Source organism: Sphingomonas sp. AC449 (assembly GCF_979253475.1).
Window position 1 is genome coordinate 411430 of the sequence record NZ_CEEDCZ010000002.1, and the last position, 14955, is coordinate 426384.

12 protein-coding genes and 2 riboswitches are annotated in these 14955 nt (G+C 68.5%); of the genes, 7 read left to right on the forward strand and 5 right to left on the reverse strand.

The features are described from left to right. The first annotated feature begins 30 nt into the window (after positions 1 to 30). From AC0CH3_RS05500 to AC0CH3_RS05515, 4 genes are all read left to right on the forward strand, one after another. Positions 31 to 324 (forward strand): Hpt domain-containing protein, encoded by a 294-nt coding sequence (locus AC0CH3_RS05500; RefSeq protein WP_354302498.1) that lies wholly within the window; start codon positions 31 to 33, stop codon positions 322 to 324. Positions 325 to 467: 143 nt separating this feature from the next. Then, a complete protein-coding gene (locus AC0CH3_RS05505) occupies positions 468 to 1649 on the forward strand; it encodes a hypothetical protein (RefSeq protein ID WP_354302500.1) in 1182 nt (393 codons plus the stop codon). A gap of 56 nt (positions 1650 to 1705) precedes the next feature. After that, entirely contained in the window at positions 1706 to 2812 is a 1107-nt protein-coding gene (locus AC0CH3_RS05510) for a DUF2336 domain-containing protein (RefSeq protein WP_354302502.1), read from the forward strand. Beyond that, positions 2812 to 4227, forward strand: a complete 1416-nt coding sequence (locus AC0CH3_RS05515; RefSeq protein WP_354302504.1) for a sensor histidine kinase — start codon at positions 2812 to 2814, stop codon at positions 4225 to 4227. The genes AC0CH3_RS05510 and AC0CH3_RS05515 overlap by 1 nt, the downstream gene beginning before the upstream one ends. Here the strand turns inward: AC0CH3_RS05515 and AC0CH3_RS05520 are convergent. The 3 genes from AC0CH3_RS05520 to gltX are packed head-to-tail and all read right to left on the reverse strand — an operon-like array spanning position 4201 to position 7189. Beyond that, positions 4201 to 4401: a hypothetical protein gene (locus AC0CH3_RS05520; protein ID WP_056021442.1), complete on the reverse strand. Its 201-nt coding sequence runs from the start codon at positions 4399 to 4401 to the stop codon at positions 4201 to 4203. The two genes, AC0CH3_RS05515 and AC0CH3_RS05520, sit on opposite strands and share 27 nt — an antisense overlap. A gap of 33 nt (positions 4402 to 4434) precedes the next feature. Further along, a complete protein-coding gene (locus AC0CH3_RS05525) occupies positions 4435 to 5718 on the reverse strand; it encodes a citrate synthase (RefSeq protein ID WP_056021445.1) in 1284 nt (427 codons plus the stop codon). A 25-nt stretch (positions 5719 to 5743) separates the two neighbouring features. Then, positions 5744 to 7189: a glutamate--tRNA ligase gene (gltX, locus tag AC0CH3_RS05530; protein ID WP_465237686.1), complete on the reverse strand. Its 1446-nt coding sequence runs from the start codon at positions 7187 to 7189 to the stop codon at positions 5744 to 5746. Positions 7190 to 7228: 39 nt separating this feature from the next. On the opposite strand from gltX, the gene AC0CH3_RS05535 reads away from it, so the two are divergent. After that, positions 7229 to 9439, forward strand: coding sequence for a ComEC/Rec2 family competence protein (locus AC0CH3_RS05535; protein WP_457325615.1), 2211 nt, complete (start codon positions 7229 to 7231; stop codon positions 9437 to 9439). Between the two features lie 337 nt (positions 9440 to 9776). On the opposite strand, the gene lexA is transcribed toward AC0CH3_RS05535, so the two are convergent. Both lexA and AC0CH3_RS05545 read right to left on the reverse strand, forming a co-directional pair. Then, the gene (lexA, locus tag AC0CH3_RS05540) at positions 9777 to 10490 is read right to left on the reverse strand and encodes a transcriptional repressor LexA (protein WP_354302508.1); all 714 of its coding nucleotides are present in this window, start codon (positions 10488 to 10490) and stop codon (positions 9777 to 9779) included. A gap of 67 nt (positions 10491 to 10557) precedes the next feature. Continuing rightward, complete coding sequence (locus AC0CH3_RS05545; RefSeq protein ID WP_354302509.1) at positions 10558 to 11742, reverse strand: molybdopterin molybdotransferase MoeA; 1185 nt, start codon at positions 11740 to 11742, stop codon at positions 10558 to 10560. Positions 11743 to 11998: 256 nt separating this feature from the next. Continuing rightward, positions 11999 to 12210: riboswitch (cobalamin riboswitch) on the forward strand. A 228-nt stretch (positions 12211 to 12438) separates the two neighbouring features. Here AC0CH3_RS05545 and AC0CH3_RS05550 point away from each other — a divergent pair. Continuing rightward, positions 12439 to 13428 (forward strand): HoxN/HupN/NixA family nickel/cobalt transporter, encoded by a 990-nt coding sequence (locus AC0CH3_RS05550; protein WP_457325734.1) that lies wholly within the window; start codon positions 12439 to 12441, stop codon positions 13426 to 13428. Positions 13429 to 13533: 105 nt separating this feature from the next. Then, positions 13534 to 13749, forward strand: a riboswitch (cobalamin riboswitch). A 137-nt stretch (positions 13750 to 13886) separates the two neighbouring features. Next, the gene (cobW, locus tag AC0CH3_RS05555; protein ID WP_354302513.1) at positions 13887 to 14951 is read left to right on the forward strand and encodes a cobalamin biosynthesis protein CobW; all 1065 of its coding nucleotides are present in this window, start codon (positions 13887 to 13889) and stop codon (positions 14949 to 14951) included. Positions 14952 to 14955 lie beyond the last annotated feature (4 nt).

Below are 14955 nucleotides of genomic sequence, written 5' to 3' on the forward strand. Positions count from 1 at the left end.
CTTAAGCCTATCGCATCTAGGGGTCGGCTCATGGCGTATGATCCCGGAGCAATCGATGCGGCGCTCGCGGCCGCGGTGGGCGACGAACCGCTGCTGATCGCGGAGCTGCGGCTCGCGTTCATTGCCAGCGTCGAGGCGGCGCTGACGCAAATGAGGATGTCGACCGACATAGACGCGTGGACGCTCGCCGCACGGCGCATGAAGGGGCTTGCGGCAAGCTTTGGTGCGGTGCGGTTGATGGCGGCGGCGACGGCGGCGATCGACAGCACGCCGCACGATACCGAGGTGATGCGCCGGATCCATCACGAGGTAGCGCGTCTCTAGCGCGCCCGATCGCATCCGCGCGCGATATAATGCGGAATTGATCTGCATCAGGCCCGGCGTTTGGCAGGCCCGCGCGGACGAACGGTCCTATCGGCATGCTGCGCGGGCTTTGCATCTCGCGCTATGGAGCCTAACAGCCGCAGATGCTTGCCGGGCTTCTCTTCGCTATTCATGACGCCGACGATCGTCCCGATCGTCTTGCCGCCACCCTGCCGTTCAGCGGCGTAACGCTGATCGAGTATCAGGCCAGACTGCTGATCGCCGCGGGCGTACGGCAGATGATCGTCGTCGTCGCGCGGCTGACTCCCGAACTGCTCGGCGCGATCAACCGCATCAACCGCCGCGGCATTACCGTCGACACGGTCCGGTCCGCGAGCGAGGCGATGGAAAAGCTTCATCCGCTTGCACGCGTGCTGATGCTCGGCGACGGGCTCGTGACGACCGAAAGCATCGTGGCCGCGATCGCCAACGAGGGCGGCGATGCGCTGCTCGTCGTGCCCGAGGACGATGCAGGGCCCGGCTTCGAGCGGGTCGGCGGGCAGATGGCCTGGGCGGGTGTCGCACGTCTCGACCCTGCGCGGATCGCCGAAGTGGCGGGGCTGCCGCAGGATTACGATCTGCAATCGACGCTGCTTCGGATGGCGGTGCAGGCGCGCGCGGTGCAGATCCTGTTGCCGACCGACGCGATTCGCAGCGGCCACGGGATCGAACGCGAGGCACGCACGCTCGAGGAGCGTGGCCGCGCGGTGCTCGCGACGATCGTCTCGGGACGCAGCGGCTGGTTCGACCGCTATGTACTGGCGCCGATCGCGCGGCTCGCGCTGCCGATGCTGGTCGACCGGAACGTCGCGGGTACCGCGGTCGGCGGCGGCGCGGTGGGCGTCGCGCTGGTCGGGCTGGTCGCGATGGGGTTCGGCTGGCTGACCACGGGCCTCGTGCTCGCGAGCGTGGCGGGAATCGGGCTGGCGATGGGGGCGGTGCTGAGCGGGCTGCGCGACGACGAAGCCGTCGCCGTGGTCCAGACGCGCGGCATCGGCGTCGTCTGCGCGCTGGCGGTGCTGGTATTCGCCTATTTCACGACCGGGTACAGCGGCGATAACACCATGCTGGCGGTCGCGACCGCGCTCGTCGCGATCGCCGCGCTGGGTGAACGCGCGATCGTCGAGCGCGAGCGACGGCTGTGGTGGGGTAGTGCACCGGCGTATCTGCTGGTCGTGACGCTGTTCGAGCTCATCGGGTTTCCGCTGGCCGGCCTCGCCGCCGCGGCGGCCTATGCAACGGTGACACTTGCCGCGGCAATCGAACGACTTCGTCTTCAACCTTAGTCTCGTTTTAACGACAAGCCGCTAGTCCCGGCGAAATGTCGGTTGGTCCTGACCCGATGCGTGATGCCGCTTTCTCCCGCCTGCATGCGATCGCGCGTGCAGAGCGCGCGCGGTTGCGCGGCGAGGATCGGCTCGACGGCGCCATCGCCGACTTTTTCCTCGACACGCCCGCACGACTGGATGACCGCGCGCGTGCGTTGATCGCGCAGTGGCTGCGCGGTGTTGTCGGGGGAATCGAGACCGATATCCGACGGCATGCGGCGCGGCTGCTCGTGGCGGCGGGAGAGACTGCACGCGCGGAGGCGATGCTGACGCAGGGCGGCGCGATGCTGCGGCTCACGCGCGCCGGACTGTTGCGCGACCGTGATCTGATGGGCGAACTGATCGCGCGGGTTCGTCACGACCTGATCGCGCAGGCGCTGCCGACCGCGATTTCCGGGCCCGATACCGCCAGCCTGCTCGTCCGGCTGGCCGCGGTGCCGGATACGATCGTCGCGACCGCCGCGACCGCGCTGCTGGTGGCGGACAGCCGGCGGCGTACCGCCAACGAGACGGGGGCGGGCGCGCGGAGCGAACTTCCCGCCGAACTGCATCACCGGCTCGTCTGGTGGGTCGCGGCCGCGATCCGCGAGGGCCTTCACGACCTGATGAAGGATGCGGGCGTACCGTCCGCGACCGGGGGCGTGGTGCAGAGCGACCGGGCGATCACCGACGCCGCGTTGCGCTGCCTGGCGGCGCACGACGAAGGCGAGCGGCTCGAGGCGGTCGCCGCGCGGCTCGCACTCGCGATCGACGCGCGACCCGACGAACTGCCCGCGTTGCTCGTCGAGGCGCTGGGCGACCGCCGGCTCGCGCTGTTCATCGCGGTGCTGGCCTCCGCGACGGGTATGGATTTCGACCAGGCGCGGGCGATCGTCGTCGATCCCGAGGGCGACCAGCTCTGGCTTGCCTTGCGCGCGAACAACCTCGACCGCGAGACGATCGCGCGGATCGGGCTTGCGCTGTCCGAGGCGGATCCACGGCGCGATGTCGAGAGCTTCGCCGAGGCGCTGGACGGCATCATGGCGGTCACCGAGGCGGATGCGCGGGCCGCGATCGCACCGCTCTCGCTCCACCGCGATTTCCGGGTTGCGTTGCGCGCGCTCACGCGTTCTGACCGGTAATGACGACGCACGCTTCGTTTCATCACCCGGCCGACGATCCGGCCGTGGCGCAGGCCGCGGTCGCGCGCGACGGCGTGCTGCTGTCGGCGGACCCGGTACTGGTGGCGTTGAACACGCGCGCGGGCGGCATGATCGGCGCGCCGCTCGCGGTGCCGCAGCTCGCTGCGATCACGAAACTGTCGCAAAGGCTCGGCATCATCGTCTCGCGCGGGACGGTCATCGCCGACGACGATGTCGATATCGACCTGTGGGTCCGCGCGCAGCCCGATGGCGACCATATCCGCCTGACCGTCAGTGGCTGGCGCGAGGTCCAGCCGTCCAGGGCGCCCGCCTCGCCACGCCGTGCGGTGCTCGACTTTCAGGCTACCGGGGCGGATCTGCGTTGGGAGACCGACGCGAGCCTGCATCTGACGTTCGTCTCGCTCGACGCGGGGACCAGATACGGGTTCGATCCGCTCGCGCTGCTCGGCCAGCCGATCTCGGCGATGGTCGCGCTTGATGCCGACCAGAACGAGGGCGCGGCGATCCTCGATGCGCTGTCGCAGCGGCGCGCGCTCGCGATGCTGCCCGCGCGGTTTCAGGGGACGGGGCTGCGGGTCCGTATTTCCGCCGAGACGCGGCATGACGCGCACGGCGCCTTTGCCGGGTATGTGGGGGGCGTTCAGGTCGTTACCGATCTCACCGCGGGCGGCGATCGCGGGGTGGTCGAGGCCAGACCGGAGTCGGATCAGCTGTCGCCGACCTTCACCGCGGGGCTCGACCGCGCGCTCCGCAAGCCGCTGGCGCGGATCGTCGCGAACGCGGACAGCATCCATGCTCAGGCCGATGGCCCGGTGCGACACGATTATGCGGATTATGCGTCGGATATTGCCAATGCCGGGCGTCATCTGCTCGCGCTCGTCGACGACCTGGTCGATCTGCAGGCCGTGGAACGACCCGATTTCACGCTGCTGCCGGAGCCGATCGACGTCGCCGACATCGCACGTCGGGCAGCGGGTTTGCTGTCGGTCAGGGCGGCGAACGCGGATGTCGGCGTCGCGCGGCCGGCGTTCGACGCAAGCATCGCCGCGCAGGGTGATTTCCGCCGCGTGCTGCAGATCCTGGTCAACCTGATCGGCAACGCGGTCCGGTATTCGCCAAAAGGGGGCACGGTCGTCGTGACCGCGAGCACGCAGGGTGATCGCGCCACGGTAACGGTCGCGGACGAGGGCAAGGGCGTCGCGCTTGCGGATCAGACGCGCATCTTCGAGAAATTCGAGCGGGTCGATCCGTCGGAGCCCGGCGGCAACGGGCTGGGGCTCTATATTGCGCGGCGGCTGGCGCGTGCAATGCGCGGTGACCTGACAATCGACAGCGCGGCTGGCGAGGGCGCGCGCTTCGTGTTGACGTTACCGACGCAGGCGGCGCGCGACTAGGATCAGCACCAGCCCTAAGACGGCGAGCGCGGCGCCGCGGTCCGCCCATGGCCGCTGATCGAGCATGAAGCTCGACTGCGGCCAATGGACGTAGCCAAGGCCCTGGCCGATCCAGAGGAACCCCATCAGCGTGCAGACCACGCCGATGACAATCAGGATCGGCCTGAACTTCATCTCAGCACCCGATCTTCGAGGCAGGGACGCGCATCAACGCGATGCCATCGGCGTGTAGTCGCGCTGCGTCGGGCCGCTGTACAGCTGACGCGGACGGCCGATCTTCTGGTCGGGATCGGTGATCATCTCGTTCCACTGCGCGACCCAGCCAACGGTGCGGGCGAGCGCGAAGAGAACGGTGAACATCGACGTCGGGAAGCCGATCGCCGAGAGGATGACGCCCGAATAGAAATCGACGTTCGGGAACAGCTTCTTCTCGATGAAATACGGATCGTTGAGCGCGAGACGCTCGAGCTCGATCGCGACGTCGAACACCGGATCGGTCACACCCAGCTCGCCGAGCACTTCCTTGACGGTCGTCTGCATGACGGCCGCGCGCGGATCGTAGTTCTTGTAGACGCGGTGACCGAAGCCCATCAGGCGGAACGGATCGTTCTTATCCTTTGCGCGCGCGATGAACTCGGGGATCCGATCGACCGTGCCGATCTCGTGCAGCATGTTGAGTGCGGCTTCGTTCGCGCCGCCATGCGCTGGGCCCCACAGGCAGGCGATGCCCGCCGCGATGCACGCGAACGGATTGGCGCCCGACGACCCGGCCAGACGGACGGTCGAGGTCGACGCGTTCTGCTCGTGATCGGCGTGGAGGATGAAGATGCGGTCCATCGCCTTCTCGACGATCGGGTTCACGACATACTTCTCGGCGGGGACGCCGAACGTCATCTTCAGGAAGTTGCCCGTGTAGCTCAGCGTGTTGTCCGGATAGACGAACGGCTGGCCGACGCTGTACTTGTACGCCATCGCGGCGATCGTCGGCATCTTGGCGATCAGGCGGTGCGACGCTATGACGCGCTGTGCCGGATCATGGATGTCGGTCGAGTCGTGATAGAAGGCCGAGAGCGCGCCGACGACGCCGCACAGGATCGCCATCGGATGCGCATCGCGACGGAAGCCACGGAAGAACTGCGCGAGCTGCTCGTGCACCATCGTGTGGCGCGTGATCGTGTTCGAGAAGGTCGCGAGCTCGTCCTCGCTCGGCAGCTCGCCGTTCAGAAGCAGATAGGCGACTTCCATGAAGTTCGACTGCTCGGCGAGCTCGCCGATCGTGTAGCCGCGGTGCAGCAGCGTGCCCGCGTCACCGTCGATATAGGTCAGCTTTGACTGGCACGATGCCGTCGAAGTGAAACCCGGATCATAGGTGAAATTGTCCGTCTGTGCGTACAGCTTGCGGATATCGATGACGTCGGGGCCGACGGTACCCGACATGACCGGGTAATCGAATTCCTTGCCATCGACCTTGAGGTTTGCGGTCTCGCTCATGCTTGTATCCTTCCTCGAAATCTTATCAGCTTGCCATCCGGTCGGCGATCCGACCGAGGCTCTCGTCGCGCCCGAGCAGGTCGAGCACGTCGAATATTCCCGGTGACGTCTTGCGTCCCGTCAGCGCGGCGCGGAGTGGTTGCGCGACCTGGCCAAGCTTGAGGCCCCGCGCTTCGGCCACGCGCCGTACCGCGCCTTCGAGGGCCTCCGTATCCCACTGGTCGAGCGCGTCAAGTTCAGCATGGGCGTTCCCCAAAATCGCACTCGCCTCACCTTGCAAAAGGCTCGCCGCGGCGTCGTCCATCGCTAATGGACGCTGGCTGAAGAGGAAATTCGACCCCTCGGCCAGTTCGTTCAGGTTGGCGGCACGCGGCTTCAGGACGGGCATCGCACGCGTGAGCAGGCCCAGTCCGCCGGTCGGCAGGTCATGGCCGAGACGATCCGCCGCGAGCTGCGCGAGCCGTGCGTTGTCGGCCTCGCGGATATAATGCCCGTTGAGGTTTTCGAGCTTCTTGAGATCGAAGCGCGACGGTGACTTGCCGACGCCGCCGAGGTCGAACCAGTCGACGGCCTGATCGCGGCTGATGATCTCCGCGTCGCCATGCCCCCAGCCGAGCCGGAGAAGGTAATTGTCGAACGCCTCGGGAAGGATGCCCATCTCGTCGCGATACGCCTCGATCCCGACCGCGCCGTGGCGCTTCGACAGCTTGGCGCCGTCGGACCCATGGATCAGCGGGATGTGCGCGTAGATCGGATCGGGCCAGCCGCCCTCGATTACGTCCATCGCGCGGTAGATCGGCAATTGGCGGAACGCGTTGTTGAGGTGATCGTCGCCGCGGATCACGTGCGTCACGCCCATGTCGTGATCGTCGACCACGACCGCGAGCATGTAGGTCGGCGTACCGTCGGAGCGGAGCAGGACGAGGTCGTCGATCTCCTCGTTGCGGACGGTGACCGCGCCCTGGACCCGGTCCTCGATCGTGACCGCGCCCTCCTGCGGTGCGCGCAGGCGGACGACATGCGGCAGGTCGGGCGCCTCGTTCGCCGGGCGATCGCGCCACGGGCTGCGGATGCGGAGCGGCTTCTTGGCCGCCTGCGCCTCGGCGCGCATCGCCGCGATCTCGTCGTTGGTCATGTAGCAACGATAGGCGTGCCCCGCCTCGACCATCTGGTGCGCGACCTGCGCGTGACGGTCGGCGCGGGCGAACTGCATGATCGCATCGCCGTCCCAGTCGAGCCCGAGCCAGCGCATTCCGTCCAGAATGGCGTCGATTGCCGGCTGGGTCGAGCGGACCCGGTCGGTATCCTCGATCCGGAGCAGGAACTTGCCGCCATTCGCCTTTGCGAACAGCCAGTTGAACAGCGCGGTGCGCGCGCCGCCAAGATGCAGGAACCCCGTCGGCGACGGAGCGAAACGGGTAACCACGGGTGCGGCCGAACCGACGGCATCCGTATCAGATATTGCGCCCAACCGCGGGTGCTCCCAGACTGTAGAAACGATGGAGAAACGATGGCCATGACAGCCGTCGCCGCCCCTAGCATGCGTCCGTGGCGGCGACAAATGGGCGTGCCGCAATGGGCGGTGGCGGCAGGCATCGCGGTCGAGCGCTGGCTGGAGGCGGAGCGCGATCAGCTCGCCTTGTGGCTGCCGGTGATGACGGGGGGCGGGATCGCGTTGTGGTTCGCGCTGCCCGGTCCGGCGGCGTGGCGCGTCGCGTTGCTGATGCTGGCGGCGATATCGCTGGCGGGACTGGCGATTGGGCAGGGCGGGCGCGCGGCGCGCGCGCTCGCGATCGGGGCGCTGGCCGCGGGGCTCGGCCTCGGGCTGACCTGGCTGAGATCGGACAGCGTCGCGCGACCCGTGCTTGGCGGCCCGGCCTTCGCCACGTTCCGGGCGCGGGTCGAATCGATCGAGCCGCTGGTCGACCGCGAACTCGTGCGTCTGACGCTGCTGCCCGACGGTGCGGGCGCGGATGGCCAAGGGCGGCCGGTGGCATTGCCCTACCGGATCCGCGTCAACCTCGCCGAGCACGACATGCCGACGCCGCTCGGGCGTGGTGCGATCATCGGTCTGCGCGCGCGGCTGATGCCGCCCGCGTTGCCGGCCGTTCCGGGCGCCTACGACTTTGCCCGCGTCGCGTGGTTCGCGGAGATCGGCGCGACCGGCAGGGGGTTCGCGCCGGTCCGGGTGATCGTGCCGAGCGGTCGCGGGGCGGGGATACGCGTGACGCTGTCGCAGCATATCGAATCGCGGCTGACGGGGAGTGCGGGGGGGATCGCCGCGGCGCTGGCGACGGGCGATGTCGGGGCGATCAGCGACGCGGATTCGCAGGCGATGCGCCGTGCCGGGCTGGCGCATCTCCTGTCGGTCAGCGGACTGCACATCACCGCGGCGGTCGCGGCGACGATGCTCGTGGTGATGCGGTTGCTCGCGTTGTTCCCTTGGCTGGCGCGCCACGTCCGGCTGCCGCTGATCGCGGCGATGGCGGGGGCCGCCGCTGCGATCGGCTATACGTTGCTGACGGGCAGCCAGGTGCCGACGATCCGTTCCTGCGTTGCCGCGCTGCTCGTGCTCGCGGCGCTGGCGATGGGGCGCGAGGCGATGACGTTGCGGCTGGTCGCGGCGGGGGCGATGTGCGTGATGCTGGTGCGCCCGGACTCTGCCGCGGGGCCAAGCTTCCAGTTGTCGTTCGCCGCGATCACGGCGATCATCGCGCTCCACGAACATCCTGCGATCCGGGAATTCTTCGGTGCGCACGAAGAGGGGCGTCTGGCGCGGGTCGCCCGCGGGCTCGGATCGCTGCTGCTGACCGGGCTGGTCGTCGAGATCGCGCTGATGCCGATCGCCGTCTATCACTTCCACAAGGCGGGCGTTTACGGCGCGTTCGCCAACATCGTCGCGATCCCGCTGACGACGTTCGTGATCATGCCGCTGGAGGCGCTGGCGCTCCTGCTCGACGGGGTCGGGGTTGGCGGGATCGTCTGGCCCCTCGTTCAGCTGCCGCTTGACGCACTGCTCTGGCTGGCACGCCGGGTTGCCGCGGCACCCGGCGCGGTCCGATCGCTGCCTGCGATGCCCGACGCGGCGTTCGCGGCGATGGTGACCGGCGGGCTGTGGATCGCGGTCTGGCGGACGCGCTGGCGGCGGCTGGGTGCGATCCCGCTCGCGATCGGCGCGATCTGGGCGCTGACGACGCCGCCGCCCGATATCCTGGTAACCGGCGACGGGCGGCACGTCGCGGTGCGGACGGCGGCGGGGCTGGCGCTGCTGCGCGACCGGGCGGGGGCGTATGTGCGCGATACGCTGGCGGAAAATGGCGGGGTCGACGGCGAGCCGTTGCTGCTGGCGGATCAGCCCGATGCGCGGTGCAGCCGCGACCTGTGCATGACGGATGTCGTGGCAGACGGGCGACGCTGGCGCGTGCTGGCGACGCGCAGCATGTATCGCGTGCCGATCGCCGACCTCGTCGCCGCGTGTCGCGCGGCGGATATCGTCGTCAGCGAACGGGGGCTGCCAAGGAAGTGCGAGCCGCGGTGGCTGAGGCTTGACCGGTCGACGCTGCAACATACCGGCGGTGTCGCGCTGACGTTGCGGACTGGGCGGGTGGCGACGGTCCTCGAACCCGGTGATCGGCATCCCTGGCGTATGCCCCCGACGCTCGAACGATCCGCGGGGCGGTTCGGTCACGAGGCCGGGCGTCGGGTCCGGTCCTGGTCGTAAGCGGAGCGCACTGACGCGCGGGATGGCAACGCGCTCGCGTTACTACTGGCGAGATTTTCTGGCGGGTGGACCGTTGGCCGTAATGGCTTTGCTGTATCGTGCGGGCTGGATCAGTTCCGGCTCCCGCATCGAGCCTGGGCCCTCGCCGACAGGTTTGCCGATCCGGGACGTACGGGACGACGCTCTTGGCCCTGGATCCTGACTTTCGTCAGGATGACGGGGGTAAGTCAGATCCGGAGTTGGAGTGAGGCGCTCTTCTTTCCCGGTCCTGACGTCTGTCGATAAGGGCAGGAGGGAGTCGACCGCTTCGTCATCTACCTTCCTGGGGACCCCATAGTCAGTCGTAACGCCGCAGGATGCCCGACAGCTTGCCCTGCACACGGACCTGCGCGGGGGCGTAGCGTTGCGGATCATAGGAGCGGTTGGCGGGGTCGAGCCGGACCATCGCGCCTTCGCGGCGGAAATATTTGAGCGTCGCCTCGCTGTCCTCGATCAGTGCAACGACGATCTCGCCGTCGCGGGCGGTCTCGGTGCGGCGGATCAGCGCATAGTCGCCATCGAGAATTCCCGCATCGACCATCGAATCGCCGGACACCTCGAGCGCATAATGCTCGCCCGAGCCAAGCAGGGCGGCGGGGACGGCCAGCATCGAGCTGCCTTCGAACGCCTCGATCGGCACGCCTGCGGCGATCCGCCCGTGCAGCGGAATCTCGACGACGTCGTTCGCGGCGACCGGGATATGCGCCGGGCGCACGCTGGGCGACGGCTCGGCGTTTGCCGGAGCGGCCGGGGGCGTGGCCTTGGCAGCAGCCGATTTCGTCGCGGGCATGTCCGGGCGCTCGGGCATCCGCAGGATTTCGAGCGCGCGCGCGCGGTTCGGCAGGCGGCGGATGAAATTGCGCTCCTCGAGCGCGCTGATCAGGCGGTGGACGCCCGATTTGGATTTCAGGTCGAGCGCGTCCTTCATCTCCTCGAACGAGGGCGAAACGCCCGTCTCTGCGAGGCGATCGTTGATGAAGCAGACAAGCTCGTGCTGCTTGCGCGTGAGCATAGCGGTTCTCCGTCCGGAACAGACGAGGAACTTCTATGGAACACAATGGCCGGCGTCAAGCGATCCGTCAGGCGATGATGAGGATTTCCGCCGAGTCGCCCGCACGCGCTGCGGGCGCGTCGCCGTCGCGGACGATCAGGCAGGTCGACCGCGCGAGCGTGAGCAGCATCGAGCTGTCCTGGATGGTCGAGGCATAGGCGCGACCGTCGCGGAGTTCGGCGCGCATGTAGTCGGTGCGCGACTCGTTCGGCGGCAGATCCTCGCCGAGCAGCGCGTGCGTCGTCTGCGGGAGCGGATCGCGCGCGCCGAGCATGTGCGCGACGACCGGGCGGACGAACAGGATCGCCGTGACGAAGGCGGAAACGGGGTTGCCGGGCAGGCCGAGCAGCATCGTCCGACCGAGCGTCCCCGCCATCATCGGCTTGCCCGGGCGAAGCGCGATCCGCCAGAAGTCGATGCTGCCGCCTGCCGCCTCGATCGCGGGGCGGACAAGATCATGGTCGCCGACCGACGCGCCACCGGTGGTCACGAGCAGGTCGGCGTCGACGCCCGCAAATGCGTCGCGCAGCGTGTCGAGACGGTCGGGCAGGATCCCGAGATCGACGATGTCGACGGGCAGATCGGCGAGCAGCGCCGCCAGCATGATGCCGTTCGATTCGGGCAAAGGGACGGGATCCTCGGTCGAACCGGCGGGGACGAGCTCGTCGCCGGTCGCGGCGACCGCGACGCGCAGGCGCCGCCCGACGGGGAGCGCGCCATGCCCGCCGGTTGCCGCAACGGCGATGCGGGCCGGGCTCAGCCGGTCGCCCTGGGCGATCAGCCGCGTGCCGGTGGCGAAGTCGAGGCCCTTCCGGCGCGTGTTGCGGCCTTCGTACGCGGGGCCTTCGCCATCGAGCGACAGGCGGTCGCCGTCGCGCGCGGCCTCTTCCTGGACGAGCACCGTGTCCGCGCCGGCGGGCATCGCCGCGCCAGTGAAGATGCGCGTCGCCTCGCCCGCGCCGACAATGCCCGCAAAGGAGCGGCCCGCAGCGCTTTCGCCGATCACGCGCCACGGCCCCGGCATGTCGGCAAAGCGGATCGCATAGCCGTCCATCGCCGAAAGGTCGGTCGCGGGCTGGGTCCGGCGCGCGACGATATCCTCCGCCGCCCAGCGCCCGATCGCAGCGCGCAGGGGAACATGCTCGGCAGGAACGCGCGCAGCCATCGCGAAGAGGCGGGCCTGGGCTTCGGCAACGGGGACGAGAGGGGGCATGAAGGCTCCGGTGGGCAGGCGTGGGAAAGGATGCAGGGGGATGGATACGGGGGCTGGAGGCAAATGGGGGTAGGCGGCTACTCGTATGACCCCGCGGACGGGGATAGCGGGCCGCGTTACGGGTGGCGATGGTGCGATAACGTTCCGACCCGCCGAGACGTTGCGGATCGCGGTGCGCGACGGTGCCGCATGCAAATCCTGTCGTCAGCCGCGGCAAAGCGCGCTAACCTGGATTGGCTGATCCGGCGCAACCCGGATCGGCACAGATCGCGTCGGTGCCCTTCGGGGCTTGAATGGGAATGCGGTGCGGGGTTCGCCCCAATGCCGTGGCTGTCCCTGCAACTGTAAGCGGCGAGCGACACGCACGCGCCCCCTCAAAAAGGGCAGCCACTGGGCCACCGGCCTGGGAAGGTGTGCGTCGAGCCTTGACCCGCGAGCCAGGAGACCTGCCGGCGTCTGGTCGCTCTTGTCCCGGTCCAGGGGGTGACCGAGGCACGGCCTGCGCCGTCTGAGCGACGACCATGTGGCTGGGGCCGCATCGGCGACGCGTGCCGGCCGCTCATGGCGTCCGGCCGGCGCACGTCCCGGCCGTTCGCGCGGCAGGCCCCCGCCCGCGTCGGACGCCGGGGGGTAGACATGACGAGCTTGACGATCGAACGACCGGTGCGAGGCTCCGTGCGTAAGCGTGTGGGTGTGATGTTCGCGATGCTGGTCGCCGCGAACATCGCCGCGTGGGGGTGGGCGTTCTCGCTGTTCCACGCACAGCCGCTGATGCTCGGAACCGCATTGCTCGCCTGGGGGCTTGGTCTGCGTCACGCGGTCGATGCCGACCATATCGCGGCGATCGACAATGTGACGCGCAAGCTGATGCAGGAGGGGCAGCGGCCGATCGCGGTCGGATTCTGGTTCGCGATCGGGCATTCGGGGATTGTCCTGATCGCCGCGGTCGCGATCGCGCTGACCGCCAATGCGCTGTCGCAGTTCGAGGCGTTCAAGCAGGTCGGCGGCGTCGTCGCGACGATGATCTCCGCGCTGTTCCTGTTCACGATCGCGGCGATGAACCTGATCATCCTGCGATCGGTGTGGCGGACGTTCGGGCACGTCCGGCGCGGTGGAGCCTATGTCGAGGAGGATCTCGACCTGTTGCTCGGCAACCGCGGGCTGCTCGCGCGGCTGTTCCGGCCGATGTTCCGGCTGGTGACGCAAAGCTGGCACATGGCGCCGCTCGGGTTCCTGTTCGGGCTGGGGTTCGACACCGCGACCGAGGTGGCGATCCTTGGTCTAAGCGCGAGCCAGGCGGCGGACGGGCTGTCGATCGGCACAGTGCTGGTGCTGCCGGTGCTGTTCGCGGTGGGGATGGCGCTGGTCGATACCGCCGACGGGGTGGTGATGCTCGGCGCGTACGAGTGGGCGTTCGTGAAGCCGATCCGCAAGCTGTACTACAACATCACGATCACGCTGATCTCGGCGATCGTCGCGATCGCGATCGGGGGGATCGAGACGCTGGCGCTGATCGGGTCGAAGCTGGGGCTGAGCGGCGGCGTGTGGGACGCTGCTGCCGCGCTGGGGGAGAATTTCAACGGGCTCGGGTTCGCGATCATCGCGCTGTTCGTGGCGTGCTGGGTGCTGAGCTTTGCGATCTATCGGTGGAAGCGGTTCGACGAGATCGAGGTGGTGCGGGGGTAGGGTCTTCGCTGATCCTCCCCCGCCAGGGGGAGGATTGTGAGGGCGATGTGCATTGGCAGCCTTTGCGAATTGCTCTAAGTTGGTCCTCGAGGATTGGTTCTACCGATCCTCGTTGATCGCGCCGGTGCCCTTCGGGGCTTGAATGGGAATGCGGTGCGGGGGCTTTGCTCCCAATGCCGCGGCTGTCCCTGCAACTGTAAGCGGTGAGCGAGACGCACGGGCCCTCCAGCGCGGGGGCAGCCACTGGGTCGCGGACCTGGGAAGGCGTGCATCGAGCTTTGACCCGCGAGCCAGGAGACCTGCCAGCGTTATGGTCGCTCTTGCCTTGATCCAGGGGATGGTCGCGGCACGGTAACCCGTCTGAGCGACGAACATGTGCGGCCGCAAGGTCGTGCGTGCGTGTGGCTGCGGACGTGCGTCTGTCCGTGGCCGTCGTTCCGACGCCGTGGAGAGCAAGCATGTCCGATATCCAGCCGAATCCGGCCCCCCCGAGCCTGGCCAAGGTTCCCGTCACGATCGTCACCGGGTTCCTGGGGGCAGGCAAGACCACGCTGATCAGCCACCTGATCCGTAATGCGGGCGGGCGGCGGCTTGCGGTGGTGGTCAATGAATTCGGCACGCTCGGGATCGATGGCGACATCCTGAAGGGCTGCGCGATTCCCGATTGTCCGGCCGAGAACGTCGTCGAGCTGGCCAATGGCTGCATCTGCTGCACCGTCGCGGATGATTTCATCCCGACCGTCGAGACGCTGCTCGCGCTCGACCCGCGGCCCGACCATATCCTGATCGAGACGTCGGGGCTCGCTTTGCCCAAGCCGCTGCTCAAGGCGTTCGACTGGCCCGCGATCCGCTCGCGGATCACGGTCGACGGCGTGATCGCGCTCGCCGATGCCGAGGCGGTCGCGGCCGGGCGGTTCGCGCCCGATCTCGCCGCACTCGATGCGCAGCGCGCCGCCGATCCGAGCGTCGATCACGAGACGCCGCTGTCCGAGGTGTTCGAGGACCAGCTGGCGTGCGCGGATCTGGTGCTGCTCACCAAGGTCGATCTCGCCGGGCCCGAGGGCGTGGCGAGGGCGCGTACGGTGATCGCGGCGGAGTCGGCACGGCCGCTGCCGGTGATCGACCTGACCGACGGGGTGATCGACCCGCGCGTGATCCTGGGGCTGGGCGCGGCGGCGGAGGACGATATCGCCGCACGCCCCTCGCATCACGACGGCGAGGATGATCACGAGCATGACGATTTCGACAGCGTCGTCGTCGAGCTTGGCGAGATCGCCGACCCCGCCGCGCTGACCGCGCGGATCGAGGCGCTGGCCCGCAGCGCGGATATCCTGCGCGTGAAGGGCTATGCTGCGGTCGCGGGCAAGCCGATGCGGCTGCTGGTGCAGGCGGTCGGCGCGCGCGTGCGGACGCAATATGACCGGTTGTGGCGCGCGGACGAGCCGCGGCGCACGCAGCTGGTCGTCATCGCCGAGCATGATCGCATCGACGCGGTGCAGATCCGGGCCGCGCTGGACGCCTGACGGC